Genomic DNA, 26684 nt, shown 5'->3' on the forward strand with positions numbered 1-26684 from the left:
GACACGCCAGCTTCAGGTGCTGGTGACCGCAAGGTCGTGGAAGTTCGAGTCTTCTTCTGGGCACCAATTCAAGCTTCAAGGTTATACGCCTTGAACCTCACAAAAACCCGCGAAAGCGGGTTTTTGCATTTCTGCCCCCTGCAAATGCGTTTCAGCAATTACTAAAACAAAAACAGGGGTTTACAGATCAAAGCGCGCTCCGTATAGTGCGCCCCATCAACAGCGGCAACGCTGAAGATGCTGCCCAGATGGTGAAATTGGTAGACACGCCAGCTTCAGGTGCTGGTGACCGCAAGGTCGTGGAAGTTCGAGTCTTCTTCTGGGCACCAATTCAAGCTTCAAGGTTATACGCCTTGAACCTCACAAAAACCCGCGAAAGCGGGTTTTTGCGTTTCCGGGTTTAATACTCCCTCCGTGGCGAGGGAGCTTGCTCCCGCTGGAGGGCGAAGCCCTCCCCGGCCATCTGCCAGACAAGCCCAACTCCCCACTTATCGTCAAGACGCACATGAGAAACAATATCGTTTATCATTGTTACAAGTTTTTGCTACACGACAGTGAGGAACCCCGCGAATGATGTTTCGATCCACCCTGCGCCGCGCCCTGACCTTCACCCTGCTCGGCCTGACCCTCGCAACGCCCCTCACCCAAGCCGCCGACAAAGTGGAACTGACACTCTATAACGGCCAACACAAAGAAGTCGGCGACGAACTCGCCAAGGCCTTCGAGGCCAAGACCGGCATTCACGTCAACGTGCGCAAGGGCAGCAGCAACCAGCTCGCCAGCCAAGTCGTCGAAGAAGGCGACCGCTCCCCCGCCGATGTGATCTACACCGAAGAGTCGCCGCCGCTGAACAAGCTCGGCGAACAAGGCCTGCTGGCGAAGATCGATGATGCGACCCTCAATGTGCTTCCCAAAGACTATGTCGCCAACAACGGCACCTGGATGGGTGTGACCGCTCGCGTTCGCGTGGTCGCCTACAACCCCAAGCTGGTCGATGAAAAGGACCTGCCGAAAACCGTCCTCGATTTCGCCCAGCCACAATGGCAAGGGAAGGTCGGCTTCGTACCGACCAGCGGCGCGTTCCAGGAGCAAGCGGTAGCGATCATCAAATTGCACGGCAAGGAAGCCGCCGAAGAATGGCTCACCGGGCTACGCGCCTTCGGCAAGGTCTACAGCAACAACATGGTCGCCCTCAAAGCCGTGGAGAACGGCGAAGTGGCGACGGTCCTGGTGAACAATTACTACTGGTTCGCCCTGCAGCGGGAAAAGGGACAGCTCGATTCCAAACTGCATTACTTCACCGGCGGCGATGCCGGTGGCCTGGTCACCGTCTCCAGCGCCGCCGCACTGAAATCCAGCAAACACCCCAAGGAAGCCCAACAGTTGCTGGCCTACATGGCCAGCGAAGAAGGCCAGCGGGTGATTACCCAGACGTCCGCCGAATACCCGCTGCACAAGGGCATGACATCGGATCGCGGCCTCAAGCCGTTCAATGAGCTGGAGCCACCGAACGTCACCCCGGCCGACCTCGGCAATGCCGAAGAAGCCTTGGAACTGGAACGTGAAGTCGGCCTGAACTGATGACGCCGTCGCCAAGTGCCTCTCCCGCAGCCGGGGCTTACGCTCCCCGGCGCAAGCGCCCTTCGATCGGGTTGCTGCTGCCAGTGCTGCTGCTCGTCCTGCTGAGCCTGCTGCCATTGGCCTACGTGGTTACAAAGGCATGGCAGGCAGGCTGGGCAGAGGCATTGCATTTGTTGTGGCGGCCTTATGTATTCGGCTTGCTGCGCAACACGCTGATGCTGATGACCGGCGTCACGTTGGCCTGCGGCATCATCGGTCTGTCCCTGGCCTGGCTGCTGGAGCGCAGCAACCTGCCGGGGCGGCGCGTCTGGGGCGTTATCCTGTGCCTGCCGTTCGCGGTGCCGGCGTTTATCAGCAGCTTCACCTGGGTTTCCCTGAGCGCTCAGTTCGAAGGGCTGGGCGGGGCAATCCTGGTGATGACACTGTCCAAATATCCGTTGATCTTTCTTCCCGTGGCGGCAACGCTGCGCAACCTCGACCCGTCCCTTGAAGAGTCCGCCCGCACCCTGGGCCACAACCGCTGGGGCGTGTTTTTTCGCGTCACCCTGCCCTTGCTCTGGCCTTCGCTGCTGGCCGGCTCCCTGCTGATTGCCCTGCACATGCTGGTGGAGTTCGGTGCGCTGTCGATCATCGGCCTGCAGACGTTTACCACTGCCATTTATCAACAGTTCGAACTGGAATTCAGCAACGCCAATGCCGCCATGCTGTCAGCGGTGTTGCTGGTGCTGTGCATGGCGCTGTTGTGGCTGGAACTTCGAGTACGCGGCAAGGGCCGCCATGTGCGCACCGGCCAAGGCGCGGCGCGCCAGGCCGGACAGGTACGGCTCGGCCCATGGGCGCTTCTTGGGCAACTGTATTGCCTGGCCCTTGCGGTCATCGGCAGCGGAATTCCGCTGGGGATGTTGGCGTATTGGCTCGCAGTGGGCACGTCCGCCGCGTTTCCTGCGAGCGAAATTGGCGAAGCGTTACTGTCGTCCCTGGCACTTTCGCTGGGCGGCGCCGCGCTCTGCCTTGTGCTGGCCGTGCCGGTCGGCCTGCTGGTAGTGCGCCACAAGGGGCGGCTGGCGATATGGGCCGAACGCCTGCCTTACCTGCTGCATGCGCTGCCCGGATTGGTGATCGCCCTGAGCCTGGTGTATTTCGCCCTGCACTACGTGCCGGCGCTGTACCAGACTTCAGGCCTGCTGTTGATTGCCTATGCGCTGCTGTTCCTGCCACTGGCCCAGGCCCCGGTGCGTACCGCGCTGAACAAGGCCGCGCCGCAGCTGGAAGAAGCGGCGCGCACGCTGGGAGCGTCGTCGTTCAGCGCGTTTTGCCGCGTGACCCTGCCGATCATCTTCCCGGCGCTGGGCGCGGCGTTCGCGTTGGTGTTCCTGGATGCGATGAAGGAATTGACCGCCACGCTGTTGCTGAGCCCGACCGGGCTCAATACGTTGGCGACAGCGGTGTGGGCACATACGTCGAATGTGGAATTCGCGGCGGCAGCGCCGTATGCGGCGCTGTTGATAGTGGTGTCGGGGTTGCCGGTGTATTTACTGACGACGCGAATGTATCTGAGCCGCTGAGAGAGCTTTCGCGAGCAGGCTCGCGAAGAGACAGCCATTGAATCTCGAATCAGGCCCTGAACTGCCCCAGGCTAGCCTTCAACTGCGCCGCCAGATTATCCAACACCTTGCCACTGGCCGTCGTCTCAACCACCGCCTGGGCAGCTTTCTCGGCTTGGGCATGAATGGTCTCGACCCGACCACGCACCGCTTGCGCACCCTGGGCCTGATGCGCCGCTGCCTGGGTCGCCAGACCGATGGCCGCATGCACCTGCTCGACCGACGCCTGCACCGACTGCTGCAGCCGCGCACTGTCACGCAATACCGACAGCCCCTCACTGGCCTGGCGCCCGGCCTGGCCAATCGCAGCCACTGCCTCCCGAGCCCCCTGCTGCAAGGCTACGATATGGGCCTGAATGTCGCCGGTTGAACTCTGGGTCTTGCTCGCCAGCGCCCTCACCTCATCCGCCACTACCGCAAACCCGCGCCCGGTCTCCCCGGCACGCGCTGCCTCGATGGCCGCATTCAAGGCCAGCAGGTTGGTTTGCTCGGCGATGCCGTGGATCACCGTCAGCACCACTTCGATCTGCTCGCTCTGCTGGGCCAGTCGCTCGATGACCTTCGCCCCCGTGTCCACCTGCCCGGCCAGCGCCTCGATCAAACTGCCGACCTTGGCCGACGTTCGAGTGGTTTCATCAGTGGCCTGACGGATCTCCACGACCTGCTGCAAGGCCGCCTGCATCGCCTGGCTTTCCGACTGCGCCTCATCGGCCATCTGCGACAGGGCACGCAGGCTCTCGGCCACTTCATCGCGCTGCATGCCGGCCGCCGCGTCGGCACCGGAGTTGCGCAAGGTCATCGCGCCAATTTCCTGACCAGTACGCTGGGCCACGTCCCCCGCCTCGCGCACGATGGGTTGCAACTTATCCACAAAGCGATTGACCGCCGAGGCCATGTCGCCGATTTCGTCCTTGCTGTTGATCTGCACGCGCTTGGTCAAATCGCCCTCGCCCGCCGCCAGGTCGTTCATCGCAGCGATCAACAGCTTCAAGCGATTGACCACCCGACGCCCCAGCACCACGGCCAGCAACACCAACACGCCCAACCCCACCAGCGCCAGGCCCAGGCCGATGCGCCAGCGCAACGTCCCCGCAGCCTCCTGCACGGTCGCAGCGGTATTGGTCTGCATTTCGGTGGCGGTGGCCTGCGCCGAGCCCAGCCGGCCGCGCATCGCGGCGGCGCTGTCGGCAGCCGCGCCCTTCAGGCTGTCGCCCACCAGTTGATCGCTGCTGGCAATCAACGCGGAGAAACGCTGGTCCAGCGCCTTCAGGTCGGTTTCCACCGAAGCAGTGGAAACGCCCATCAGCACCTTGCCGATTTCCACCCCATTGGGGTTGATCGAGGCTTCGAGGTAAAAAACCGATGGATCGTTCTTCGCCGCGTCCAGCACTTTGTCCAGTGCCCGTTCGCCCTTGCCCTTTTCCAACAGGGCCTTGTTGATCGGATTTTCCCGGTTCAGATAACGGGTCAGGTGTTCGCCAGCGGCGTCGTCGTAGATGACAAACAGCACATTGGGATTACGCTGGGCCCGACGGGCGAATTCGGACAAGGTCGGCACGTCACTGTCCCACATGGCGCGAGGCGCGACCGAGGCCAGAAGCTGCGCCATATCATTGGCGGAATCACGCAAGTCTTTTTCCAGGGTCGCCCGCAGTTGGGCCTGCTCTTCCTTCAGACGCGAGGACAACCCTGCGGTCAAGCGCTGGCGTGTACTGGCAGACAAGCTATCCAGGCTCGAGGTGACTTCACGCCCAGCCTGCTCCAATTCACCGGCCAGCTTCTGGCTGTCGGCGCCCAGGCGCGCGCCCAGATCGGACTCCAACGCCGTGACCGTGCTTCGGGTCAGCGCAACCGCAACCAGTACTTGCACCAAAAGGGCGATACCGAGCGTAACGAACACAGGCCGCAACAAACGGCTTTGTAACAGTGAGAGAACGGCCGACACTTGAAATCCCTCTACCAAACGCCATTAATTTGATGGCACTCGTGAAAGCGGTGCCTTAATGGTGAGGCATAGCAAGTGTCGTGCCGTCGGCCAGACAGAAACGACAAAGGGCTCCCTAAGGAGCCCTTTGTTTTTTACATCAACGACTTATCAGCCAAACGGATGACGCAGGACGATGGTTTCGTTGCGGTCCGGACCCGTCGAAATAATGTCGATCGGCGCACCGACCAGCTCTTCGACGCGCTTGATGTAGTTGCGCGCGGCCAACGGCAGCTCTTCCAGGGTCTTGGCGCCCACGGTCGACTCGGTCCAGCCTGGCATCTGCTCGTACACCGGCTCCAGGCCGATGTAGCTGTCGGCGTCGGTCGGTGCGTCGATGACGGCGCCGTCCTGGTTCTTGTAGCCCACGCAGATATTGATGGTTTCCAGGCCGTCCAGCACGTCCAGCTTGGTCAGGCACAGGCCCGAGATGCTGTTGACGTCGATGGCGCGACGCAGGATCACGGCATCGAACCAGCCGCAACGACGAGCACGACCGGTGGTAGCACCGAACTCGTGGCCGCGCTTGGCTAGGAAGGCACCGACGTCGTCGAACAGCTCAGTCGGGAACGGACCCGAGCCGACGCGGGTGGTGTAGGCCTTGGTGATACCCAGGATGTAGTCCAGGTACATCGGGCCAAAGCCCGAACCGGTGGCGATACCGCCCGCAGTGGTGTTGGAGCTGGTGACGTACGGGTAGGTGCCGTGGTCGATGTCCAGCAGCGAACCCTGGGCGCCTTCGAACATGATGTCCTTGCCGGCGCGGCGCAGCTCGTGCAGCTCGGCAGTGACGTCGAGCATCATCGGCTTGAGCAGCTCGGCGTATTCCATGCACTCATCCAGGGTCTTCTGGAAGTCGATGGCCGGCTCTTTGTAGTAATTGACCAGGACAAAGTTGTGGTAGTCCAGCAACTCCCCCAGCTTGGCGGCGAAACGCTCACGGTGGAACAGGTCACCGATACGCAGGCCGCGACGGGCCACCTTGTCTTCGTAGGCCGGGCCGATGCCGCGACCGGTGGTGCCGATCTTCAGCTCGCCGCGGGCCTTTTCACGGGCCTGGTCCAGCGCCACGTGATAGGACAGGATCAGCGGGCAGGACGGGCTGATACGCAGGCGCTCGCGCACCGGTACGCCTTTCTCTTCCAGCTTGATGATTTCCCGCAGCAGGGCGTCGGGCGCCACCACCACACCGTTGCCGATCAGGCATTGCACGCCTTCGCGCAGCACGCCAGATGGAATCAGGTGCAGGACGGTTTTTTCACCGTCGATCACCAGGGTGTGACCGGCGTTGTGGCCACCTTGGTAGCGCACTACGGCGGCAGCATGTTCGGTCAGCAGATCGACGATCTTGCCTTTGCCCTCATCACCCCATTGGGTGCCCAGGACTACGACATTCTTACCCATAACACTTGTCCTCATTCGCGCAAACTTGGTGCCGGCTCCAGGCCGGCAGGAAAACTCAAGAAGCCAGCGGCAATACTTGCCAAAGCCCGTTCTGCTGAATCAATTGCCGGTCGCAGTCCGCTTCACGGGCGGCGGCCAAAGGTTGTCCAGGCAAGGCCTGGACGACACGCTGACCCTCACTGCGCAACTGGCAGACCGCCTGCCAGAGTGCCGCATCCGTACTGTCAGGCATCCAGATACCGCCAGACGGTAGCTCGACTTCAGCACGCCCCAGGGTCACCAGGGTTTTCAAATCGGTGGAAAAACCGGTCGCCGGACGAGCGCGACCGAAGTCAGCGCCGATGTCGTCGTAGCGACCGCCCTGGGCGATGGACTGGCCAACACCCGGGACGAACACCGCGAACACCACGCCGGTGTGGTAGTGATAACCGCGCAGCTCGCCCAGGTCGAAATACAGCGGCAATTCCGGGAAACGCACCGACAGGCGCTCGGCAATCGCCAACAGATCGTCCAGCGCCGCCAACACCGGGGCCGGCGCGCCGGCCAGGCGCTCGCGGGCAGCGTCCAGCACTTCACGGCCACCACAGAGATCCACCAACGCCCGCAACATGCCAGACAGATCGCTCGGCAGGCCTTCGGTCAGGCTGATGACTTCATCGATGGCCTTGCGCTGCAAGGCGTCGAACAACCGTTGCTCCACTTCACCGGACAAACCGGCCGCACGGGCGAGGCCACGGTAGATACCGACATGGCCAAGGTCCATGTGGACATCCGGCACATCAGCCAGTTGCAGCATGGCCAGCATCAGGCTGATGACTTCAACGTCGCTGCTTGGGCTGGCATCGCCGTACAGTTCGGCACCCAGCTGAATCGGGCTGCGCGAGGATGACAAGGCGCGCGGCTGGGCATGCAGGACGCTGCCGGCGTAGCACAGGCGGCTCGGGCCTTCGCGACGCAGGGTGTGGGCGTCGATGCGCGCCACTTGAGGCGTGATGTCAGCCCGAAAGCCCATCTGCCGCCCCGATTGCGGGTCGATGACCTTGAAGGTGCGCAGATCCAGGTCCTGGCCCGCACCGGTCAGCAGGGATTCCAGGTACTCGATATGCGGGGTCACGACGAACTCGTAACCCCAGCTCTGGAACAGATCCAACACCTGCCGACGCGCTACTTCGATACGCGCGGCTTCCGGTGGCAGTACTTCTTCGATGCCATCTGGCAGCAGCCAGCGGTCTACCGTTGCCATTACGCCATTCCCCTATGGTCCGGGCGGCCAGCTTTCGGGCTGGCCTTGAGTGAAGCAGAAAATGCCCGCGTCATGCGAAAAACCGCAAACAACGCGCAAGGGCGACGTGACGAATGGCCCTGGATCGGCCTCGCCAAGCACTTTCCTCGAAAAACCTGTCGGGTCGTTCAACCCGACGCCTGCACCGCATAAACCACAATCGAACGCGCAGACGCAAAAAAGCCGGGAATTTCCCGGCTGCCGCATCATACACACGTTTTCCCAAAGGATCACCCCGCCCGACGTTTTAGCCGCCGGGCGGAGTGCTTCAGGTCAACGTCGTATCAAGGCTTGGCCTTTTCCAGGTAGTGGAAAAAGTCGCTGCTTGGGTCCAGGACCATGACGTCGGATTTGTTCGCAAAGCTTTCACGGTAGGCGCGCAGGCTACGGTAGAACCCGTAGAACTCCTGATCCTGGCCGTACGCCTTGGCGTAGATCGCCGCGGCCTGGGCATCACCATCACCGCGGACCTCTTCCGATTCACGGTAGGCTTCGGCCAGCAGCACGCGGCGTTGACGGTCGGCGTCGGCACGGATGCCTTCGGCCAGCTCGTTACCCTTGGCGCGGTGCTCGCGGGCTTCACGCTCGCGCTCGGTGCTCATGCGTTCGAACACGCTGCGGTTCACTTCCTTCGGCAGGTCGATGGCCTTGACCCGGACATCGACCACTTCGATACCCAGCTCTTTTTCCGCCATTGCGTTCAGCGAACGGGTGATGTCGGCCATGAGCGCATCACGCTCGCCGGACACCACTTCATGCAAGGTACGCTTACCGAACTGGTCACGCAGGCCCGACTCCAGGCGACGGGACAGGCGTTCGTCGGCGATCTGCTTGAGGCCGGAAGTCGCGGTGTAGAAGCGCTCGGCATCCTTCACGCGCCACTTGGCGTAGGCATCGACCATCACGGCTTTCTTTTCCAGCGTCAGGAAGCGTTGCGTCGGTGCATCGAGGGTCATCAGGCGGCCGTCGAACTTGCGCACCTTGTTGACGTACGGCACCTTCACATGCAGCCCTGGCTGGACATCAGCCTGGACCACGCGACCGAATTGCAGCAACACCGCACGCTCGGTCTGAGCCACGATGTAGAAGCAGTTCCAGGCAGCGATCGCCACGACGACACCGACAATAAGGGCGATCAGCGATTTATTGCTCATCAGCGACTCTCCCTGGTACGTGCTTGCTGTTGCTGCAGATCCGCCGCCGCACGGGCATTGGCTTCATTGCTCGCGGCTGCCGCGCTGGTGGGTGGCGTACCGGTATTGCGGCTGCCCTCGACCATCTTGTCCAGCGGCAGGTACAGCAGATTGCTCTGGCCGTTCTTGTTGCCGGTCACGAGGACCTTGCTGGTGTTGCTGAAGACTTCCTGCATGGTGTCCAGGTACAGACGCTGACGGGTCACTTCAGGGGCCTTGCGATACTCGGCCACCAGCTTGGTGAAGCGATCAGCCTCACCCTTCGCACGGGAAACCACTTCGTCGCGATAACCGTTGGCATCCTCGATGATGCGCTGGGCCTGGCCACGGGCTTCCGGCACGACGCCGTTGGCATAGGTTTCGGCCTGGTTGCGCGAACGCTGTTCGTCTTCACGGGCGCGGATCACGTCGTCGAAGGCTTCCTGTACTTCGCGCGGTGCCGCTGCGCTCTGGACGTTGACCTGGGTGACGGTGATACCGGTGCGATAGGTATCGAGGAAGCGCTGCAGGCGTTCCTTGATTTCGCTGGCCATCAGCTCACGGCCTTCGGTCAGCACCTGGTCCATGGCAGTGGAGCCCACCACATGGCGCAAGGCACTTTCAGTCGCGTGTTGCAGGCTGATTTCCGGCTGGTCGACGTTCAGCACGAAGTCCTGCAGGTTGGTGATCTTGTACTGCACGGTCAGCGGCACTTCGACGATGTTCTCGTCTTCGGTCAGCATCTGGCCCTGCTTGGTGTAGGCACGCTCACGCGTGACGTTCTCCATGTACTTCTGGTCGATCGGCGGGAAATAGATGTTCAGGCCCGGGCCGACGGTTTCGTAGTATTTGCCGAAGCGCAGCACAACGGCCTGCTCCTGCTCGTCCACGACATAAACCGCACTGTACAGCCAGACAGCCGCGAGCACGACAAGACCGATGCCGAGCAGGCCGAAACCGCCGCCCTTGCCCGGACGGCTGCCGCCATCGTCACCGCGTTTCTTACCACCACCGAACAAACCGTTCAGGCTTTCCTGCAGCTTGCGGAAGGCCTCGTCGAGATCCGGTGGTCCCTTGCGGTCGCCGTTGTTACGACGCTTGCCGCCCCAGGGATCCTGGTTATTCGAGTTGCCACCCGGCTCATTCCAAGCCATAGCGCTCTCCATCTGATAAAGCAAAGACGCACCCACGGCGCGCCGGCCAATGCTACAGAATGCCTGACACAGCTTTCTCAGGCTTTTATTGCAAAGTGTGTTGCTCGATGAATTCCATCGGTTGCAGCCCTTCACGACTGACCAGTCGGTTCAGTTCCGACCGTGGCAGGCGAACGGCAAGCAGGCAAGCGCCTTCTTCGTCGTGTTCTTCTTTCTGTACCGCACCCAGCTCGAAAAACTGCGCACGCAGCCGGGCAAAACGCTGCGGCAGCTTCAGGGTGCCAACAAACAGGTCATCGCCCAGCAGCTCCGCCACGGCCTGCTTGAGCAGGTCCAGGCCGCTGCCATCGCGGGCCGAGAGCCAGACCCGTTGCGGCTTGCCATCGGCATCGCGCTGGATCTGCGGCTCGACCCCTTCGAGCAAATCGAGTTTGTTGTATACCTCGAGGATCGGCAAGTCCTGGGCCCCGATCTCGCCCAGCACCACCATGACCTGCTCGATCTGCAGCATCCGATCCGGTTCGGCGGCATCGATCACATGCAACAGCAGGTCGGAGTTGCTCGACTCTTCGAGCGTAGCTCGGAAAGCCTCGACCAGCTTGTGTGGCAAATGCCGGATGAAACCCACGGTATCGGCCAGCACGATCGGCCCGAGGTCGTTCAGCTCGAGCCGGCGCAGGGTCGGGTCGAGGGTGGCGAACAATTGGTCGGCGGCGTACACGTCGGATTGGGTGACGTTGTTGAACAGGGTCGATTTGCCGGCGTTGGTATAACCCACCAGTGAAACCGTCGGGATGTCGGCGCGCTTGCGGCCGCGTCGCGACTGCTCGCGCTGGCTGCGGACCTTCTCCAAGCGCCCCTTGATCTGGCGCAGGCGAACCCGCAGCAGACGCCGGTCGGTTTCCAGCTGGGTTTCACCCGGGCCGCGCAGGCCGATACCGCCCTTCTGCCGCTCAAGGTGAGTCCAGCCGCGAACCAGCCGCGTGCTCATGTGTTCAAGCTGGGCCAATTCGACCTGTAGCTTGCCTTCATGGGTACGGGCACGTTGGGCGAAGATATCGAGAATCAGCCCGGTGCGGTCGATCACGCGACACTCGAAGACGCGCTCGAGGTTACGTTCCTGGCTGGGCGTAAGGATGTGGTTGAAGATCACCAGATCGATATGCTCGGCCTTGACCAGGTCGCGCAACTCCTCGACCTTGCCGCTGCCGATCAGGAATTTGGCGGTTGGCCGATGACGCGGCACGTTGAAAAACGCGACGGTCTCGGCGCCGGCCGAAATTGCCAGTTCCTGAAACTCCTGCGGATCTTCGCGCGCCTCAGGGTCCTGTCCTTCCAAGTGAACGAGAATAGTCCGCTCACCACCACTGTGGCGCTCAAAGAACAAAGGAGGCTCCTATCAGGCGTTACCCGGTTCAGCGTCACCGCCTTCGGATTCGGTTGCGCTAGGCAGACGAATCGGACGAACCGGCACCACTGTCGAGATAGCGTGCTTGTAGACCATTTGGCTGACGGTATTTTTCAGCAGGATGACGAATTGGTCGAAAGACTCGATCGTGCCTTGCAGTTTGATCCCGTTGACCAGATAGATGGACACCCCAACTTTCTCTTTACGTAAAGTGTTCAAGTAAGGGTCTTGTAGCGAATGCCCTTTTGACATGTGCCGCACTCCTTTAAGGATCAATTATAAAATTCGGAATCAGATGGCTTGGGCCGTCACACCCCCAAGGATAGACGGCAATTGCAAGGACTCAGCTCAATATGGAGATGGTCCCGAGGTATTTCAAGGCGCGTGGCAGATTGTCGCAATCAAGACTGTCGAGCCAATGCAGGTCAGTCCAGCTGCGCAGCCAGGTGAACTGGCGCTTCGCCAATTGACGCGTGGCGATAATCCCCCGCTCGCGCATCTCGGCTGACGTCAGCTTGCCGTCCAGGTAGTCCCAGACTTGTCGATAACCCACCGCACGTATAGACGGCAACCCGGCATGCAGGTCACTTCGCTCACGCAGGGCTACGACCTCGTCTATGAATCCCTGTTCCAACATTAATGTGAATCTTTGTTCAATTCGCCGATGCAGCACTTGCCGGTCCGCCGGAGCGATGGCCAGATTCGCGACAGTATAGGGCAATTGTTGCAGTCCCGAAGCGGCTGCTTCAGTACTTTGCGCAGATTGCCGTTGCCGCAACGCCGTCATGCTCTGGCCGCTGACCCGATAAACCTCCAGGGCCCGGCTGAGTCGTTGCGGGTCGTTGGGGTGAATGCGCGCTGCGGACTCCGGGTCGATGGCCGCCAATTGCTCGTGAAGCGCTTGCCAGCCAAGGCGCGCGGCCTCTTCTTCGATCTGCGCGCGCACCTCGGGATCGGCCGCCGGCATGTCCGCCAATCCATCGACCAGTGCCTTGTAATACAGCATCGTGCCGCCCACCAGCAGCGGAATCTTGCCCCGTGCGGTGATTTCGGCCATGGCCTTCAGCGCATCACGCCGAAAATCAGCCGCCGAATAGGCTTCGGCCGGGTCGAGGATATCGATCAGCCGATGAGGGAACTCAGCCAGCAGTTCTTTCGATGGTTTGGCGGTGCCGATGTCCATGCCCCGGTAGACCAGCGCCGAATCGACGCTGATCAACTCGCAAGGCAGGACCTTGGTCAACTCGATGGCCAGGTCGGTCTTGCCGGCGGCGGTCGGGCCCATCAGGAAAATCGCGGGTGGCAACGGGTTCATCAACGACCGCGCAGGAACAGTTTGTCCAGGTCGTCCAGGCCCAATTGGGTCCAGGTCGGCCGGCCATGGTTGCATTGACCGCTGCGCTCGGTGTTTTCCATATCCCGCAGCAGGCCGTTCATTTCCGGCAAGGCCAAGCGCCGATTCGCGCGGATCGCGCCGTGGCAGGCCATGGTGCCGAGCAATTCATTCAAGTGCGCCTGGATCCGGTCGCTGGTGCCGTACTCCATCAGGTCCGCCAGCACGTCGCTGACCAAGCGATTGGCCTCGGCCTGTTTCAACAAGGCCGGGATCTGCCGGATCGCCAGGGTTTCCGGGCCCAGGCGCTGCAATTCAAAGCCCAGGCGCTGGAACCAGCTCACGTGTTCTTCGGCGCAATCGGCTTCACGCTGGCTGACGGCCAGGGACTCGGGGACGAGCAGCGGCTGGCCGCTCAAGCCTTCGCTGGCCATGGCGACCTTCAATCGCTCGTACATGATCCGCTCGTGGGCGGCGTGCATGTCCACCAGGACCAGGCCTTGGGCGTTCTCGGAAAGGATGTAGATGCCCTTGAGCTGCGCCAGGGCATAACCCAGCGGCGGGATATCGCCCTGGCCGTCGGGCAACGCCGTCGCCGCGGTTTCAGGCAAAGGCTTGAAGAATTCGCGATACGCCGCCTGGGCCTCGGCCGCCGGCACATTCGACTGGGGACGCGGGGTGTATTGATATTGATAACCGCTGCCGGCGCCGCTTCCGGCCGTATTGAAGCTCGGTTGAGGCTGAGGTTGTTCCAGCAGTGCATGGGCGGCCAGGCGCATTTCACCCTGGGGGCCGAATTCGCCAGCCTCCAGCCCGGTTGGGCGGACCATGCCGGCCACCGCCGCCGGGGCCGCCAACTGGTCCTCGGGGCGCACATCGCCCAAGGCACGGTGCAAGGTGCCATAGAGGAAATCGTGGACCATGCGCCCATCACGGAAACGTACTTCATGCTTGGTCGGGTGCACGTTGACGTCCACCACCGAAGGATCGACCTCGAAAAACAGCACGAAGGTCGGGTGCCGACCGTTGAACAGCACATCGCGATAAGCCTGGCGCACCGCGTGGGCCACCAGTTTGTCGCGCACCGCCCGGCCATTCACGTAGAAATATTGCAAGTCCGCCTGGCTGCGGGAGAACGTCGGCAAGCCGACCCAACCCCACAGGTGCAGGCCATTGCGCTCCACCTCGATGGGCAACGCCTGCTCCAGGAACCCCGCGCCGCACACCGCCCCCACGCGCCGGGCGCGGGCCGCATCGTCGCGGGCTTCGTGCAGGCTGAGGATGGTCTTGCCGTTGTGGCGCAGATGGAAGGCCACATCAAAACGCGCCAGGGCCAGGCGTTTGATGACTTCTTGCAGGTGATCGAATTCGGTTTTCTCGGCCTTGAGAAATTTACGCCGGGCCGGAGTGTTGAAGAACAGGTCGCGCACTTCCACCGAAGTCCCCACCGGATGGGCAGCGGGCTGTACGCGCGAGGCCATGTCGCGGCCTTCGGTCTCGACCTGCCAGGCCTGGTCGGCGTCGCGGGTGCGGGACGTGAGTGTCAGGCGCGACACCGAGCTGATCGATGCAAGCGCCTCGCCACGAAACCCCAGGCTCATGACCCGTTCGAGGTCTTCCAGGTCACGGATCTTGCTGGTGGCGTGACGCGCCAGGGCCAAGGGCAGGTCGTCAGCCGGAATGCCGCGACCGTCGTCGCGCACCCGCAACAGCTTGACTCCGCCCTGCTCGACATCCACGTCGATGCGCTTGGCCCCGGAGTCGAGGCTGTTTTCCAGCAACTCCTTGATCACCGACGCCGGACGTTCGACCACCTCGCCGGCGGCGATCTGGTTTGCCAGCCGGGGGCTGAGCAGCTCGATACGGGCGTTGCTGCCGTTCGCTTCGTCGCTCATTGCTTGACCGCCACTTCATTACCCGGAATGGTCAGGGTCTGGCCAATCTTGAGCTCATCGCTCTTGAGATTGTTGGCGCTGCGCAAGGTGGCGGGCGACACCTGGTAGCGCACGGCGATCATCGCCAGGGTTTCGCCCGGACTGACCCGGTGGTCCCGCGGCCCCTGGGCGATCTTGCCGGAATCGCGCAGCCAGGCAATGTAGGTGCCCGGCGGTGGATTCTGCTGGAAGAACTGCCGCACGCCGCTGCTGATGGAGCGGGCCAAGGCCTGTTGGTGGCTCGAAGAGGACAGCTTCGAGGCTTCGTTGGCGTTGGAGATGAACCCGGTTTCCACCAGGATCGATGGGATGTCCGGCGACTTCAGTACCATGAACCCGGCCTGCTCCACGCGTTGCTTGTGCAACGGTGTGACGCGGCCGATGTTGCTCAGTACTTTCTGGCCGACGTTCAGGCTGGACGTCAACGAGGCCGTCATCGACAGGTCGAGCAGGACACCGGCGAGCATCCGGTCCTTGTCGTCGAGGCTGACGTTGCCGGCACCGCCGATCAGGTCGGAACGGTTTTCGCTGTCGGCCAGCCAACGGGCAGTCTCGGAAGTCGCGCCACGGTCGGACAGGGCAAACACCGAGGCGCCGAACGCGGCGGCGGAAGGCGCGGCGTCGGCGTGAATGGAAACGAACAGGTCGGCGCCTTTCTTGCGGGCGATTTCGGTACGGCCGCGCAACGGGATGAAATAGTCCCCCGTGCGGGTCAATTCGGCGCGGAAGCCTTTCATGCCGTTGACCTGGCGCTGCAACTCACGGGCGATGGACAGCACCACGTCTTTTTCGCGCTGCCCACGCGAGCCCGAGGCGCCCGGGTCTTCGCCACCGTGGCCGGCGTCGATCACGACAATGATGTCGCGCTTGCCGGCCGGAGCCGGTGGCAGCTTGATCGCAGGTTCGGTCGACGTCACCGGAACCGCAGGCACCGTGGCGACATTGGTCGGCGGCGGTGGCGGCGGTGCGGCGTCGGCCGGGTTGTCGAACAGATCGACCACCAGCCGGTTGCCGTACTGGGCGTTCGGGGCCAGGGTGAAGCTTTTGGGCGTCACGGCTTTTTTCAGGTCGATGACCACCCGCAGGTCGGTCGGCGTACGCTGGGCCGAGCGCATTGCGGTAATCGGCGTGTTGGCGGTGGGCACGTTCAGCGGTGCGCCCAGGGACGCACCGTTGATGTCGATCACCAGGCGATCCGGGGCGCTCAGGGTGAATACGCTGTGCTGGACCGGGCCTGTCAGGTCGAACACCAGCCGGGTATTGTCCGGCGCCCGCCACAGGCGAACGCTGTTGACCTTTGTCTCAGCCACAGCATCGACGGCCAGTGCCGTAAGCAACAGTCCTACGACAGCAACCACCGCGCGAAAGCGCATACCAAACCCCATCATCTAATTAGTTTTCCAAAGCCAAGGCGGCACACCACGACTCGCCACGCGAGCCTTGCGGTGTCAGTTTCAATGAACGCCCGCCGTTCTGCGCGCCAATGGTAATGGTCAGGTCGGGCTTTGGCAAAAAGCCTGCACCCTTCTGGGGCCATTCGATCAGGCACAAGGCGTCGTCCTCGAAATAGTCGCGGATGCCGAGGAACTCCAGCTCTTCGGGATCCACCAGTCGGTACAGGTCGAAATGGAAGGCCCGGACGTCGCCAATCTCGTAGGGCTCGACCAAGGTGAACGTAGGACTCTTGACCGAACCGACGTGTCCGAGGCCGCGAATGACGCCGCGGGACAGGGTGGTCTTCCCCGCGCCCAGGTCGCCTTCGAGGAAGATCAGGCCACGGCCTGCGGTGATCTGCGCGATGCGGGCGCCAAATTGTGTCATGGCTTGTTCGTCCGCCACGTACAGGATTACTTCAGACACGGTGATTGCTCCTCCAACAACTGACGAATGGCCGGGATCAGATCGGTCGCCGCCAATCCTCGGCCCGCGCGACCGACCTGGACGCCGGCATTGGCATGCAGCCAGACCGCCAGGCAGGCGGCTTCGAATCCTTCCATTCCCTGGGCCAGCAAGGCGCCGACCATCCCGGCGAGCACATCCCCCAGGCCGGCAGTGGCCATGGCCGGATGCCCCTCGCCGCAGACCGCCAGGCGGCCGTCCGGGCTGGCGATGAGGCTGCCGGCGCCCTTGAGGATCACGGTGGCTGCGTATTTTTTGCTCAATGCATGGGCCGCCGCCGGGCGATCGGCCTGCACTTGGGCGGTGGATATTCCCAGCAACCGCGCGGCTTCGCCCGGATGCGGGGTGATGACGCATTGCTCGGGCAGGCTGACCGCGCCGCCGCTCAGCAAGTTCAGCGCGTCGGCATCCCACACCTGGGGCAGCGACGCATTGGCCGCCGCCGACAACAGGCTACGCCCCCAAGCGGCCTGACCCAGGCCCGGGCCGACCACCAACACGCTGGCCTGCTTGAGCAAGCCCATCAATTGGTTCGCCGAATGGGTGCCTTGCACCATCACTTCCGGCAGACGCACCAGCGCCGAGGCGACGTGCTCGCTGCGCGTTGCCATCGAAACCATGCCCGCGCCACAGCGCAGGGCGCTTTCAGCGCTCATCTGGATCGCGCCGCCGAAACCTCGGTCGCCGCCAATCAACAGCACATGACCGAACTTGCCTTTGTGGGATGTGGGGACTCGAGGCGCCAGCCGCGGCAGATTATGCGGCAAGAGTAATCGAGCACTGGCAGGCGCCGACTCGACGAGGTCAGGGTCCGCGTGCAGGTCGTTGAACACCCACTCACCCACTCGATCCGCTGCATCCCCGGTGAACAGGCCAAGCTTGAGGCCAATGAACGTCACGGTCAGGTCAGCCGCTACCGCAGTTCCCAGCACGCGACCGGTGTCGGCACACAAGCCAGAGGGGATATCCACCGCCGCCACCGGCAAGCCGCTGACATTGATCGTATCGATCGCGCGGACATAAGGTTCGCGCACTTCGCCAGTCGTCCCGGTGCCAAGCAACGCGTCGAGCAACACACCACGCAATTCGGAATCGTCCGCCCAGGGCTCCACCGGCACACCAACCGCCACCGCCTCGGCATGGGCATTGGCGGCGTCTCCCAGCAAGCGCCGGGGCTCGCCCACCGCCAGCACCCGCACCGACCAGCCGGCGCGGCGGGCCAAGGCGGCCACCAGATAACCATCACCGGCATTGTTGCCGTGGCCGGCCAACACGGTCAGTTCGGTCGCTTCGGGCCAGCGCCGGACGATCGCTCGCCAGGTGGCGCGAGCGGCACGCTGCATCAATTCAAAGCCGCTGGTACCTGCCGCGACCAGTTGTGCATCGAGGGCCCGGACCTGCGCGGCGCTGTACAGCGCGTCGGGAAAATCATCTTTAGTGTGCGGCATGCGTCTTCGGGCTCCGATGTCTGGCAGAATTATACGCATCTCAGCTCCGGTTTCTCTCGCCTCATGCCTGCCATTCCCACAGACCTTGCCACCCTCGCCCAATCCATCAAGGACTGGGGCCGCGAACTGGGTTTCCAGCAGGTCGGCATCAGCGGCCTGGACCTCGCCGAGCACGAGCAACATCTGCAACGCTGGCTCGAGGCCGGCTACCACGGCGAAATGGATTACATGGGCGCCCACGGCAGCAAGCGGTCGCACCCTGAGGAACTGGTGCCCGGCACATTGCGCGTGGTGTCCCTGCGCATGGATTACCTGCCGGGCGACACCCAAATGGCCCAACTGCTCGCCGAACCGGAAAAAGCCTACGTCTCGCGTTATGCGTTGGGCCGCGATTACCACAAATTGATCCGTAAACGCGTGCAACAACTGGCGGAAAAAATCCAGGCGGTCATCGGCCCTTTCGGCTACCGCGCCTTCGTCGACAGCGCACCGGTACTGGAAAAAGCCATTGCCGAGCAAGCCGGACTGGGCTGGATCGGCAAAAACACCCTGGTGTTGAACCGCAAGGCCGGCAGTTATTTTTTCTTGAGCGAGCTGTTTGTCGACCTGCCGCTGCCGGTGGATCCGCCCCACGGCACCGAGCATTGCGGAAAATGCACCGCCTGCCTGAACATCTGCCCTACCAATGCTTTCGTCGGCCCTTACGTATTGGACGCCCGGCGGTGCATTTCCTACCTCACCATCGAATTGAAGAATGCCATCCCGGAAGAGCTGCGGCCGTTGATCGGCAACCGGGTGTTCGGCTGCGATGACTGCCAGATCGTCTGCCCCTGGAACCGCTTCGCCCGGCCGTCCGGCGAGAGCGACTTCAAGCCGCGCCATAACCTGGACAATGCCGGACTCGCCGAGCTGTTCCTGTGGGACGAGGAAAAATTCCTCAGCAGCACCGAAGGCTCGCCCCTGCGTCGCGCCGGTTACGAACGCTGGTTGCGCAACCTGGCGGTGGGCCTGGGCAATGCGCCGTCAACGATTCCCGTGCTGCAAGCACTGGAGGCGCGGCGCGACTATCCATCGGAACTGGTGCGCGAGCATGTGGAATGGGCGTTGCGCCAGCACGCCGAGCGTCAGACTTCGTCGTTGTAGACGAACTTCGGCATTTCCCAGTGGAAGCGGATTGCCAGGAGCCGCAGCAGGAAACCGCCGAACAAGGTGATGAGGATCGCCTGTTCGTTCGGCAGTTGCAGGAAGACACACAATAGATAACACCACGCCGCGGCGAACGAGACGCTGGCGTAGAGTTCGCGGCGGAAGATCAAGGGAATGTCGTTGCAGAAGATATCCCGCAAGATGCCGCCGAACACCCCGGTAATGACCCCGCTGACCGAGGCCACCAACATGCCATGGCCCATTTCCAGGGCCGTCATGCAGCCGATCAGGGTAAATGCCACCAGGCCCACGGCATCGAGCACCAGGAACAACGAGCGCAGATGGCGCATCCAGCGCGCCAGGAACACCGTCAGCATCGCCGCTGCGGTGGTCAGCACCAGGTATTCCGGATGCTTGACCCACGTCAGCGGGTAGTGACCGAGCAGCACGTCGCGAACCGAGCCACCACCCAGCGCCGTGACACAGGCGATCAGCACCACGCCGAACCAATCCATGCCCCGCCGCCCGGCGGATAGCGCGCCGGTCATGGCTTCGGCGGTAATGGCGATCAGATACAGCATCAGCAACATGATGGCGGTCCTTACAAGAAGGCGCGCAGTCTAGCCAGTTTGGGCCGGCACCAAAAGAGGGCAAGGTCCCGCCTCCTGCCTGAGCGTGGCGAGGGGATTTATCCCCGCTGGGCTGCAAAGCAGCCCCAAATACAATCAACACCGACCGGCCTGACACAACCAAACATCAGATCGAGGGGCTGCTCCGCAGCCCAACGGGGATAAATCCCCTCGCCACAAAAGCTTGCCCGCCAGTCGCTTGGGGTTAGCTCAGAACTTGATGAAGTGCTTGCGGTAATGCTGCAGCTCGGCGATGGATTCACGGATGTCGTCCAGGGCCAGGTGCGTGCTGCCTTTCTGGAAACTGTCGCGAACCTCAGGGGCCCAGCGGGCAGCCAACTCCTTCAGGGTCGAGACGTCGAGGTTGCGGTAATGGAAATAGCTTTCCAGGGATTTCATGTGGGTATACAGAAAGCGACGGTCCTGGCAGATGCTGTTGCCACAGATCGGCGACTTGCCTCTTGGCACCCACTGCTCCAGGAAGGCGATGGTCTGGGCTTCGGCTTCGGCCATGCTGATCTTGCTCTCGCGAACGCGCTGGGTCAGGCCCGAGCCGCCGTGCTGGCGCGTGTTCCACTCGTCCATGCCGGCGAGGATTTCGTCGCTGTGATGAATCGCGATCACCGGCCCTTCGGCCAGGGTGTTGAGGTCGCTGTCAGTGACGATGGTGGCCATCTCGATGATGACATCGGTGTCAGGGTTCAGACCGGTCATTTCCAGGTCGATCCAGATCAGGTTCTGCGGGTTTTGCATGGGGGAGCTCCTCGGCTTAGCTGCGCAGTTTAGCCTAGGCAGCGTCTCGGGCGTGCTAAACTCGCGGCCGTTTTACCCTATTCGCTGCATTTCTTCATACGGAACACCCATGGCCAAACGCCAACTCAATCGTCGTCAGAACTGGCGCATCGAAAAGATCCAGGGCGAGCGCGCCGCCCGTGCCGCCAAACGCGAATCCAGTGCGGTCGAAGCCCTGGAGGGTGGCGACCTGGGTCCTGAACAGACCGGCCTGGTGATCGCTCACTTTGGTGTGCAAGTCGAAGTCGAGGCCCAGGAAGGCGAACTGGCCGGCCAGGTATTCCGTTGCCACTTGCGTGCCAACCTGCCGGCGCTGGTGACCGGCGACCAAGTGGTCTGGCGTGCCGGCAACCAGGGCATCGGCGTGATCGTCGCGCAATTGCCGCGTCACACCGAGCTGTGCCGTCCGGACAGCCGGGGCCAGCTCAAGCCGGTGGCGGCCAACGTCGACATGATCGTCATCGTGTTCGCCCCGTTGCCCGAGCCTCACGCCAACCTGATCGACCGCTACCTGGTGGCGGCCGAACACGCCGGCATCCGCCCGCTGCTGCTGCTCAACAAATTCGACCTGATCGACGAGCACAACGCCCCGGCGCTGAACGCCTTGCTGTCGGTCTATCGGGACCTCGGTTATCCGGTGCTGGAGGTCTCGGCCCATCACGGCAACGGCATGGAGCAATTGCAACGGCAGCTGGACGGGCGCATCAGCGTGTTCGTCGGCCAGTCCGGGGTCGGCAAGTCTTCCCTGGTCAACAGCCTGCTGCCGGAGGTCGAGACCCGCGTCGGGCCGTTGTCCGAACTGTCCGGCCAGGGCACCCACACCACCACCACCGCGCGGTTGTTCCACTTCCCTGGCGGCGGTGAATTGATCGACTCACCCGGTATCCGCGAATTCGGCCTGGGCCATGTCAGCCGGGCCGATGTCGAAGCCGGGTTCATCGAGTTCAACGAGCTGATCGGCACCTGCCGCTTCCGCGACTGCAAGCACGACCGCGAGCCCGGTTGCGCCTTGCTCAAGGCCTTGGAAGAAGGCCGTGTGCACCAGCAACGGATGAACAGCTACCGCTCGATCATCGCCAGCTTGCCGGAGAGCAGTTACTGAGTTGGCTGGACGCCTTTGTGGCGAGGGAGCTTGCTCCCGCTTGAGTGCGAAGCACTCACCTTGGATGGGGCTGCTTCACAACCCAGCGGGAGCAAGCTCCCTCGCCACAAAGGCAAGCAAGTCTCAAGCAAACCGATACCCACAAAAAAGCCGACATCGATGTCGGCTTTTTTGTGGGTCACTGCGCTGGCGGCTCCGCCGGCTTTGGCGCGGCGTCATCGAACAGGTTCAGGCGTTCGCGCAATTCATGGGCCGGCACGGGCTGTTGGTCCGCCGGCAGTGCGTTCGGATCCGCCGCCGCGCCGGGTGTTGTCGCCGGCGCCTCGCCTGGAGCGCCTTGGCCCTGGGCAGGGTCTGGCGCTGGATCGTCGGTCTGCGAGCCTTCGATGGCTTTCTGCGCCTTCTTGGTCAACACCACGATATCGATACGCCGGTTGACCGGGTTGAACGGGTCTTTGCGATCGAACAGCGCCGAAGATGCATAACCGACCACCCGAGCCACTTGCTCATCCGGATAGCTGCCCGCCACCAAGGCACGTCGTGCCGCGTTGGCGCGGTTGGCCGACAACTCCCAGTTACCGAAATCACCTTTGCCCACGTAAGGCTTGGCATCGGTGTGACCGCTGATACTGATCTTGTTCGGCACCGCCTTGATGGTGTCGGCCATGGCCAGCAGGATGTCTTCGAAATACGGTTTGAGCCGCGCGCTGCCAGAGTCGAACATCGGACGGTTGTCGGCGTCCATGATCTGGATACGCAGGCCGTTCGGCGTGATCTCGAACAGGATCTGGTCCTTGAACTTCTGCAGCTCGGGATTCTCTTCGACCTTGTTCTGCAACTCTTGCAGGAGCAATTCCAGGCGCTCGCGCTCGACCTGCTCGGCCATGCCCTCGGCCTCATTGGCGTCGACGGTCGCCTTGTCGGGCTGGGGCTGGGACTTGACCTCGGGGTTGAGGGTATTTTCCGGCGCCAGGACGGGCGAACCGCCCAGATCAATGATGTACGGCGTACCGCTCTCGGAAAAACCGACCGGGTCCTTGAAGTAACCGGCGATGGCGATCTTCTGTTCCGGCGTCGCAGTGGACAGCAGCCACAACACCAGGAAGAACGCCATCATCGCCGTGGCGAAGTCGGCGAAGGCGATTTTCCAGGCGCCGCCATGGTGCCCGCCGGCAATGCGCTTGACGCGCTTGACGATGATCGGCTGGTTATTTTCCATAACGAGTGCTCTGCTTCACAAATACTGTTCCATTTTGACGGTGCCTGTTGCTGCCATACTGCGTTGCCGCTCCTCGCCATAGCGGGCTATGACTCGTCGCGGCGCCTTGTCTGGCAGCAACAGTCACTCGCCAAAAAAGGAACGTATTTGTAAAGCAAAGCACTAGCGACCGCGAACCGCTTGTTCCAGCTCGGCAAAGCTTGGACGGTGCGCCGGGTAGAGGACCTTGCGACCGAACTCCACCGCCAGGGATGGCGGCATGCCCGAGGCCGAGGCCACGAGCGAGGCCTTGATGGCCTCATACACATTGAGCTCTTCCTTGGCGTCATGGGCCAGGGAATGGGCCAGCGGACCGAAGAAACCGTACGCCGCCAAGATACCGAAGAAGGTACCCACCAGTGCGGCACCCACGTGCAGGCCGATGGAGGCCTGGTCGCCCTCGCCCAGGGACGCCATGGTCACCACGATACCCAATACCGCCGCAACGATACCGAAGCCGGGCATGCCGTCGGCGATGCCGTTGACCGCGTGGGATGGGTGCTCCAAGTCTTCCTTGAGGCTGTACAGCTCCATGTCGAACAAGCCTTCCAGTTCGTGGGGCGCCATATTGCCGGACGACATGATGCGCAGGTAATCGCAGATGAACGCCGTCATGCGCTCGTCCTTCAGCACCGAAGGGTACTTGGCGAAGATCGGGCTGGCAGCGGCGTCTTCGATATCGCCCTCGATCGCCATCATGCCTTCGCGACGACTCTTGTTGAGGATCTCGTAGACCAGCCCCAGCACCTCCAGATAGAAGGTGTGGCTGAAGCGCGAGCCAAACATGCTCAAGGATTTCTTGAGGACATGCATGGTCATGTAGCCAGGGTTCGCCTGGAGGAATGCGCCAAGGGCGGCGCCGCCGATGATCATCACCTCGAAAGGTTGGATCAGGGCTGCGATCTTGCCATGGGAAAGCACGTATCCGCCGAGCACGCTCGCGAACACGACAATGATGCCGATAATTTTAGCCATAGATAGAAAGTACTTATTTAAGTCGGGTTCAAGGTCATATTCGGAAGCTGAAAAATCTCTTCTTCTACTTATCGGCAAAACTGCGCCAGACTATAGCCAGTTCCGGCGAAAAGCCAATTTTGCCCCGCTCCGGGCGCAGATACCCATGCGATGATCACGTCCAACCATGGCTAACGAAACGAACGTTCCGACACCAAGACCGACCACGCTCGAAGGCTGGCTGAAACTGCTCCAGGGCGTTCATCTGCCGGTGCCCCAGGCCAGTCACGACCTCGTCTGCAAGGCGATCGCAGACAGTCGTCGCTCATTGCGCGACATCGCCGAACTGATGCAGGACAGCCCCGCCCTGGCCCTGAGCGTCATCCGCGAAGCCAATCATCACACCCATGGCACCCTGGCGGAGCCGGCGGAAAATCTCGAAGTGGCGATCAACCGCCTCGGCCTCAAGCGCACCGAGGAGCTGCTGGCGCGCCTGCCCTCGCTGCCGGAACACGAGATACCGGTTGCCCTGCGCCAGGTGCAACTGATCAGCCAGCACGCTAGCCAACAGGCCAATGGTTTTTTTGCCAGCCGCCTGGCGCGTCTGTGGCAGGACATCCATTGGGGCAGCCTGTTGTTTCTCTCGCCGCTCTGGCCGTTGGCGCTGACTCATCCGCGACTGCTGGGGGAGTGGGAACTGCGGGTGATCCACAAAGGCGAGCCCGCACGCAAGGTCGAGCGCGAACTGTTCGGCGTCAGCCTGCTGAAAATCTGCCTCGCGCTGGTGGAGGCATGGCGCCTGCCCATCTGGGTGGTGCAAGGCTATCGCCTGTTGCTGAATGAACGCCGCGAGCTGATTAAAGTGTTGCGCATTGCCCGCGACAGCGAACATCCGCTGCGCCAACAAAATCGACTGGATGACGACCCAACGCTGCGGCGCTGGCTCAACCAACCCGCCAACACGGTGCTGCTGGCCAACGGCCTGGCACTGTCGGCGCAACAGGCCTGGAACAGTCCGCACAGCGCTCGCTGGCAATACCTCACGAGCCTGTATCTGCAAATGCCGATGGATGAGCTTCAACAGCAACTGCACCAACAAGCCGCCAACAGTGCCCGCCAGCACGCCATGCCAGACCTGTGGCACCCCGCCGTAGCATTGATCTGGCCCTCGGGCAGCCGCCGCGTGCACCCCGGCTTGTTGCCCGCCGCCCCGCCCAGTGCCCAGGACCTGTCCCAATGGCGCAAGCAATGCGCCGAGCTGCTGCTGGAGCCGAGCCCGTTCAGCAACGCCATGCACCTGACCACCTCGGCCCGAAATGCGTTGGTGGCGTGCGGCATGCGCCGGGTGATGATTTTGATGGCCGACCGCAGCCAGACCAGCGTACGCGTGCATCAGACCGCCGGCCTGCCCAAGGAAGCAGCGGCGATGAGCTTTTCCATCAGCCAAAGCAAAGTCTTGCAGCGCTTGTTGGCCCAGCAAGCCCAGGTTCGCTTGAACCCCGAGAACAACGCTCAATTTTCCGCCTTGCTGCCTCCGGGCCTGCGCGCCTTGTTCCGGGGCGAGCACCTGCTGTTGCGCTCACTGACCTGCAATGGGCGGGTGATCATGTTGGTGGTCGTGGACCAGGGCGGCGGGCCGTTCTCGGACGTGACCGTGCAGGCCTTCGGCAAAACCGTGCAATGCATCGAAAGGGCCCTGCACACCTTTACCAACCGCGGCCGCTGAACTTGCTACAATCCTTTCCCTTTGCGCCCCCAGGAGACCTCACATGCCTGACTTCTCTGGCTTGCCGCTGGTAATCGAGCCGAGCGAGCTCTTGCCGCGCCTCGATACGCCCAATCTGATTCTGGTGGACCTGACCAGCGCCGCGCGCTACAGCAATGGCCATATTCCCGGCGCACGATTCGTCGATCCGAAACGCACGCAACTGGGCCAGCCCCCGGCGCCGGGCCTGTTGCCGGCAAAGGCCGACCTGGAAGCGCTGTTCGGCGAACTCGGGCATGACCCCGGCGCGGTCTACGTGGTGTATGACGACGAAGGCGGTGGCTGGGCCGGGCGTTTTATCTGGTTGCTCGATGTGATCGGGCATTCGAATTATCACTATCTCGACGGTGGCCTGCTGTCCTGGCTGGACCTCGGCCTGCCAGTGTCGACCGAGGTCCCGGCGCCGGTCGGGGGTCCAGTCAGCCTGGTGCTGCATGAAGAGCCCACCGCCACTCGCGAGTACCTGCAAAGCCGTCTCGGCGCCAGCGACCTGGCGATCTGGGACGCCCGTGGCCCGTTGGAATATTCTGGCGAGAAGGTCGTCGCTGCCCGGGGCGGACACATCCCCGGCGCGGTCAATTTCGAATGGACGGCCGGCATGGACCCGGCGCGCAGCCTGCGCATCCGCAAAGACATGCCGCAGATCCTCGAACAGCTGGGCATCACGCCCGACAAAGAAGTCATCACACACTGCCAGACCCACCACCGTTCTGGCTTCACCTACCTGGTGGCCAAGGCGCTCGGTTATCCACGGGTCAAAGGCTATGCCGGTTCCTGGGGTGAATGGGGCAACCACCCCGACACCCCCATCGAGCTTTGAAGATTTAAGGACAGT

General features: G+C 62.4%; 22 protein-coding genes, 1 tRNA gene and 1 pseudogene. 7 read left to right on the forward strand and 17 right to left on the reverse strand.

Features of this window, described 5'->3' with window-relative positions; genetic code table 11:
• Window positions 1-242: 242 nt before the first annotated feature.
• The 3 genes from Q7C33_RS23985 to Q7C33_RS23995 all read left to right on the forward strand — a co-directional run bounded on the left by Q7C33_RS23985 (window position 243) and on the right by Q7C33_RS23995 (window position 3146).
• Window positions 243-329: transfer RNA gene (locus Q7C33_RS23985), tRNA-Leu, on the forward strand.
• A gap of 241 nt (window positions 330-570) precedes the next feature.
• Window positions 571-1581, forward strand: coding sequence for an extracellular solute-binding protein (locus Q7C33_RS23990; protein ID WP_407684268.1), 1011 nt, complete (start codon window positions 571-573; stop codon window positions 1579-1581).
• Entirely contained in the window at window positions 1581-3146 is a 1566-nt protein-coding gene (locus Q7C33_RS23995) for an ABC transporter permease (protein ID WP_407684269.1), read from the forward strand. Before Q7C33_RS23990 ends, Q7C33_RS23995 begins: the two co-directional genes overlap by 1 nt.
• A gap of 49 nt (window positions 3147-3195) precedes the next feature.
• Here the strand turns inward: Q7C33_RS23995 and Q7C33_RS24000 are convergent, their stop codons facing one another.
• From Q7C33_RS24000 to Q7C33_RS24060, 13 genes and pseudogenes are all read right to left on the reverse strand, one after another.
• Complete coding sequence (locus Q7C33_RS24000) at window positions 3196-4080, reverse strand: methyl-accepting chemotaxis protein (protein ID WP_407684284.1); 885 nt, start codon at window positions 4078-4080, stop codon at window positions 3196-3198.
• A gap of 21 nt (window positions 4081-4101) precedes the next feature.
• Window positions 4102-4794, reverse strand: a pseudogene (locus Q7C33_RS24005) (methyl-accepting chemotaxis protein); the annotation flags it as partial.
• Between the two features lie 486 nt (window positions 4795-5280).
• On the reverse strand, window positions 5281-6573 hold the full coding sequence (locus tag Q7C33_RS24010; RefSeq protein WP_030140158.1) for an adenylosuccinate synthase: 1293 nt from the start codon (window positions 6571-6573) through the stop codon (window positions 5281-5283).
• Between the two features lie 55 nt (window positions 6574-6628).
• Complete coding sequence (locus Q7C33_RS24015) at window positions 6629-7816, reverse strand: ATP phosphoribosyltransferase regulatory subunit (protein ID WP_198797214.1); 1188 nt, start codon at window positions 7814-7816, stop codon at window positions 6629-6631.
• Window positions 7817-8139: 323 nt separating this feature from the next.
• Window positions 8140-9009 (reverse strand): protease modulator HflC, encoded by an 870-nt coding sequence (gene hflC, locus Q7C33_RS24020; protein ID WP_030140160.1) that lies wholly within the window; start codon window positions 9007-9009, stop codon window positions 8140-8142.
• Entirely contained in the window at window positions 9009-10181 is a 1173-nt protein-coding gene (gene hflK / locus Q7C33_RS24025) for an FtsH protease activity modulator HflK (protein ID WP_030140161.1), read from the reverse strand. Before hflK ends, hflC begins: the two co-directional genes overlap by 1 nt.
• A gap of 85 nt (window positions 10182-10266) precedes the next feature.
• Complete coding sequence (gene hflX, locus Q7C33_RS24030; protein ID WP_030140162.1) at window positions 10267-11568, reverse strand: ribosome rescue GTPase HflX; 1302 nt, start codon at window positions 11566-11568, stop codon at window positions 10267-10269.
• 12 nt (window positions 11569-11580) lie between these two features.
• Window positions 11581-11841, reverse strand: a complete 261-nt coding sequence (gene hfq, locus Q7C33_RS24035) for an RNA chaperone Hfq (protein ID WP_003186419.1) — start codon at window positions 11839-11841, stop codon at window positions 11581-11583.
• A 91-nt stretch (window positions 11842-11932) separates the two neighbouring features.
• A complete protein-coding gene (gene miaA, locus Q7C33_RS24040) occupies window positions 11933-12904 on the reverse strand; it encodes a tRNA (adenosine(37)-N6)-dimethylallyltransferase MiaA (protein WP_407684270.1) in 972 nt (323 codons plus the stop codon).
• On the reverse strand, window positions 12904-14817 hold the full coding sequence (gene mutL / locus Q7C33_RS24045) for a DNA mismatch repair endonuclease MutL (RefSeq protein WP_407684271.1): 1914 nt from the start codon (window positions 14815-14817) through the stop codon (window positions 12904-12906). The genes miaA and mutL overlap by 1 nt, the downstream gene beginning before the upstream one ends.
• Window positions 14814-16244, reverse strand: coding sequence for an N-acetylmuramoyl-L-alanine amidase (locus Q7C33_RS24050; protein WP_323155669.1), 1431 nt, complete (start codon window positions 16242-16244; stop codon window positions 14814-14816). The genes mutL and Q7C33_RS24050 overlap by 4 nt, the downstream gene beginning before the upstream one ends.
• A 4-nt stretch (window positions 16245-16248) precedes the next feature.
• Window positions 16249-16716, reverse strand: coding sequence for a tRNA (adenosine(37)-N6)-threonylcarbamoyltransferase complex ATPase subunit type 1 TsaE (gene tsaE, locus Q7C33_RS24055; protein ID WP_030140166.1), 468 nt, complete (start codon window positions 16714-16716; stop codon window positions 16249-16251).
• A complete protein-coding gene (locus tag Q7C33_RS24060; protein WP_323155668.1) occupies window positions 16704-18203 on the reverse strand; it encodes an NAD(P)H-hydrate dehydratase in 1500 nt (499 codons plus the stop codon). The genes tsaE and Q7C33_RS24060 overlap by 13 nt, the downstream gene beginning before the upstream one ends.
• A gap of 63 nt (window positions 18204-18266) precedes the next feature.
• Here Q7C33_RS24060 and queG point away from each other — a divergent pair, with 63 nt between their 5' ends.
• Complete coding sequence (queG, locus tag Q7C33_RS24065; protein ID WP_407684272.1) at window positions 18267-19346, forward strand: tRNA epoxyqueuosine(34) reductase QueG; 1080 nt, start codon at window positions 18267-18269, stop codon at window positions 19344-19346.
• On the opposite strand, the gene Q7C33_RS24070 is transcribed toward queG, so the two are convergent.
• Window positions 19328-19942 carry a trimeric intracellular cation channel family protein gene (locus Q7C33_RS24070; protein ID WP_170866829.1) on the reverse strand — a complete coding sequence of 205 codons (615 nt, stop codon included), beginning with the start codon at window positions 19940-19942 and terminating at the stop codon, window positions 19328-19330. The genes queG and Q7C33_RS24070 overlap by 19 nt on opposite strands.
• Window positions 19943-20188: 246 nt before the next feature.
• Window positions 20189-20731, reverse strand: coding sequence for an oligoribonuclease (orn, locus tag Q7C33_RS24075; RefSeq protein ID WP_030140170.1), 543 nt, complete (start codon window positions 20729-20731; stop codon window positions 20189-20191).
• A 109-nt stretch (window positions 20732-20840) separates the two neighbouring features.
• Between orn and rsgA the strand changes: the two genes are divergently transcribed.
• Window positions 20841-21872 carry a small ribosomal subunit biogenesis GTPase RsgA gene (gene rsgA / locus Q7C33_RS24080; RefSeq protein WP_053117887.1) on the forward strand — a complete coding sequence of 344 codons (1032 nt, stop codon included), beginning with the start codon at window positions 20841-20843 and terminating at the stop codon, window positions 21870-21872.
• Between the two features lie 178 nt (window positions 21873-22050).
• Here the strand turns inward: rsgA and motB are convergent, their stop codons facing one another.
• Both motB and motA read right to left on the reverse strand, forming a co-directional pair.
• Complete coding sequence (motB, locus tag Q7C33_RS24085; protein WP_217861118.1) at window positions 22051-23091, reverse strand: flagellar motor protein MotB; 1041 nt, start codon at window positions 23089-23091, stop codon at window positions 22051-22053.
• 162 nt (window positions 23092-23253) lie between these two features.
• Window positions 23254-24105: a flagellar motor stator protein MotA gene (gene motA / locus Q7C33_RS24090; protein ID WP_198797221.1), complete on the reverse strand. Its 852-nt coding sequence runs from the start codon at window positions 24103-24105 to the stop codon at window positions 23254-23256.
• Window positions 24106-24271: 166 nt separating this feature from the next.
• Between motA and Q7C33_RS24095 the strand changes: the two genes are divergently transcribed.
• The gene (locus Q7C33_RS24095; protein ID WP_407684273.1) at window positions 24272-25810 is read left to right on the forward strand and encodes an HDOD domain-containing protein; all 1539 of its coding nucleotides are present in this window, start codon (window positions 24272-24274) and stop codon (window positions 25808-25810) included.
• A 43-nt stretch (window positions 25811-25853) separates the two neighbouring features.
• Window positions 25854-26669, forward strand: a complete 816-nt coding sequence (gene rhdA, locus Q7C33_RS24100) for a thiosulfate sulfurtransferase (protein ID WP_407684274.1) — start codon at window positions 25854-25856, stop codon at window positions 26667-26669.
• Window positions 26670-26684: the final 15 nt, after the last annotated feature.

The organism is Pseudomonas sp. BP11-1-1 (assembly GCF_052112105.1).
Lineage (GTDB): Bacteria > Pseudomonadota > Gammaproteobacteria > Pseudomonadales > Pseudomonadaceae > Aquipseudomonas > Aquipseudomonas alvandae.

What these genes read in the sequence shown, in the direction of transcription:
- Q7C33_RS23990 (WP_407684268.1), top strand. Translation starts at nt 571, where the DNA reads ATGATGTTTCGATCCACCCTGCGCCGCGCCCTGACCTTCACCCTGCTC.
- Q7C33_RS23995 (WP_407684269.1), top strand. Translation starts at nt 1,581, where the DNA reads ATGACGCCGTCGCCAAGTGCCTCTCCCGCAGCCGGGGCTTACGCTCCC.
- Q7C33_RS24000 (WP_407684284.1), bottom strand. Translation starts at nt 4,080, where the DNA reads ATGGCCTCGGCGGTCAATCGCTTTGTGGATAAGTTGCAACCCATCGTG.
- Q7C33_RS24010 (WP_030140158.1), bottom strand. Translation starts at nt 6,573, where the DNA reads ATGGGTAAGAATGTCGTAGTCCTGGGCACCCAATGGGGTGATGAGGGC.
- Q7C33_RS24015 (WP_198797214.1), bottom strand. Translation starts at nt 7,816, where the DNA reads ATGGCAACGGTAGACCGCTGGCTGCTGCCAGATGGCATCGAAGAAGTA.
- hflC (WP_030140160.1), bottom strand. Translation starts at nt 9,009, where the DNA reads ATGAGCAATAAATCGCTGATCGCCCTTATTGTCGGTGTCGTCGTGGCG.
- hflK (WP_030140161.1), bottom strand. Translation starts at nt 10,181, where the DNA reads ATGGCTTGGAATGAGCCGGGTGGCAACTCGAATAACCAGGATCCCTGG.
- hfq (WP_003186419.1), bottom strand. Translation starts at nt 11,841, where the DNA reads ATGTCAAAAGGGCATTCGCTACAAGACCCTTACTTGAACACTTTACGT.
- miaA (WP_407684270.1), bottom strand. Translation starts at nt 12,904, where the DNA reads ATGAACCCGTTGCCACCCGCGATTTTCCTGATGGGCCCGACCGCCGCC.
- mutL (WP_407684271.1), bottom strand. Translation starts at nt 14,817, where the DNA reads ATGAGCGACGAAGCGAACGGCAGCAACGCCCGTATCGAGCTGCTCAGC.
- Q7C33_RS24050 (WP_323155669.1), bottom strand. Translation starts at nt 16,244, where the DNA reads ATGATGGGGTTTGGTATGCGCTTTCGCGCGGTGGTTGCTGTCGTAGGA.
- Q7C33_RS24060 (WP_323155668.1), bottom strand. Translation starts at nt 18,203, where the DNA reads ATGCCGCACACTAAAGATGATTTTCCCGACGCGCTGTACAGCGCCGCG.
- queG (WP_407684272.1), top strand. Translation starts at nt 18,267, where the DNA reads ATGCCTGCCATTCCCACAGACCTTGCCACCCTCGCCCAATCCATCAAG.
- orn (WP_030140170.1), bottom strand. Translation starts at nt 20,731, where the DNA reads ATGCAAAACCCGCAGAACCTGATCTGGATCGACCTGGAAATGACCGGT.
- rsgA (WP_053117887.1), top strand. Translation starts at nt 20,841, where the DNA reads ATGGCCAAACGCCAACTCAATCGTCGTCAGAACTGGCGCATCGAAAAG.
- motB (WP_217861118.1), bottom strand. Translation starts at nt 23,091, where the DNA reads ATGGAAAATAACCAGCCGATCATCGTCAAGCGCGTCAAGCGCATTGCC.
- motA (WP_198797221.1), bottom strand. Translation starts at nt 24,105, where the DNA reads ATGGCTAAAATTATCGGCATCATTGTCGTGTTCGCGAGCGTGCTCGGC.
- Q7C33_RS24095 (WP_407684273.1), top strand. Translation starts at nt 24,272, where the DNA reads ATGGCTAACGAAACGAACGTTCCGACACCAAGACCGACCACGCTCGAA.
- rhdA (WP_407684274.1), top strand. Translation starts at nt 25,854, where the DNA reads ATGCCTGACTTCTCTGGCTTGCCGCTGGTAATCGAGCCGAGCGAGCTC.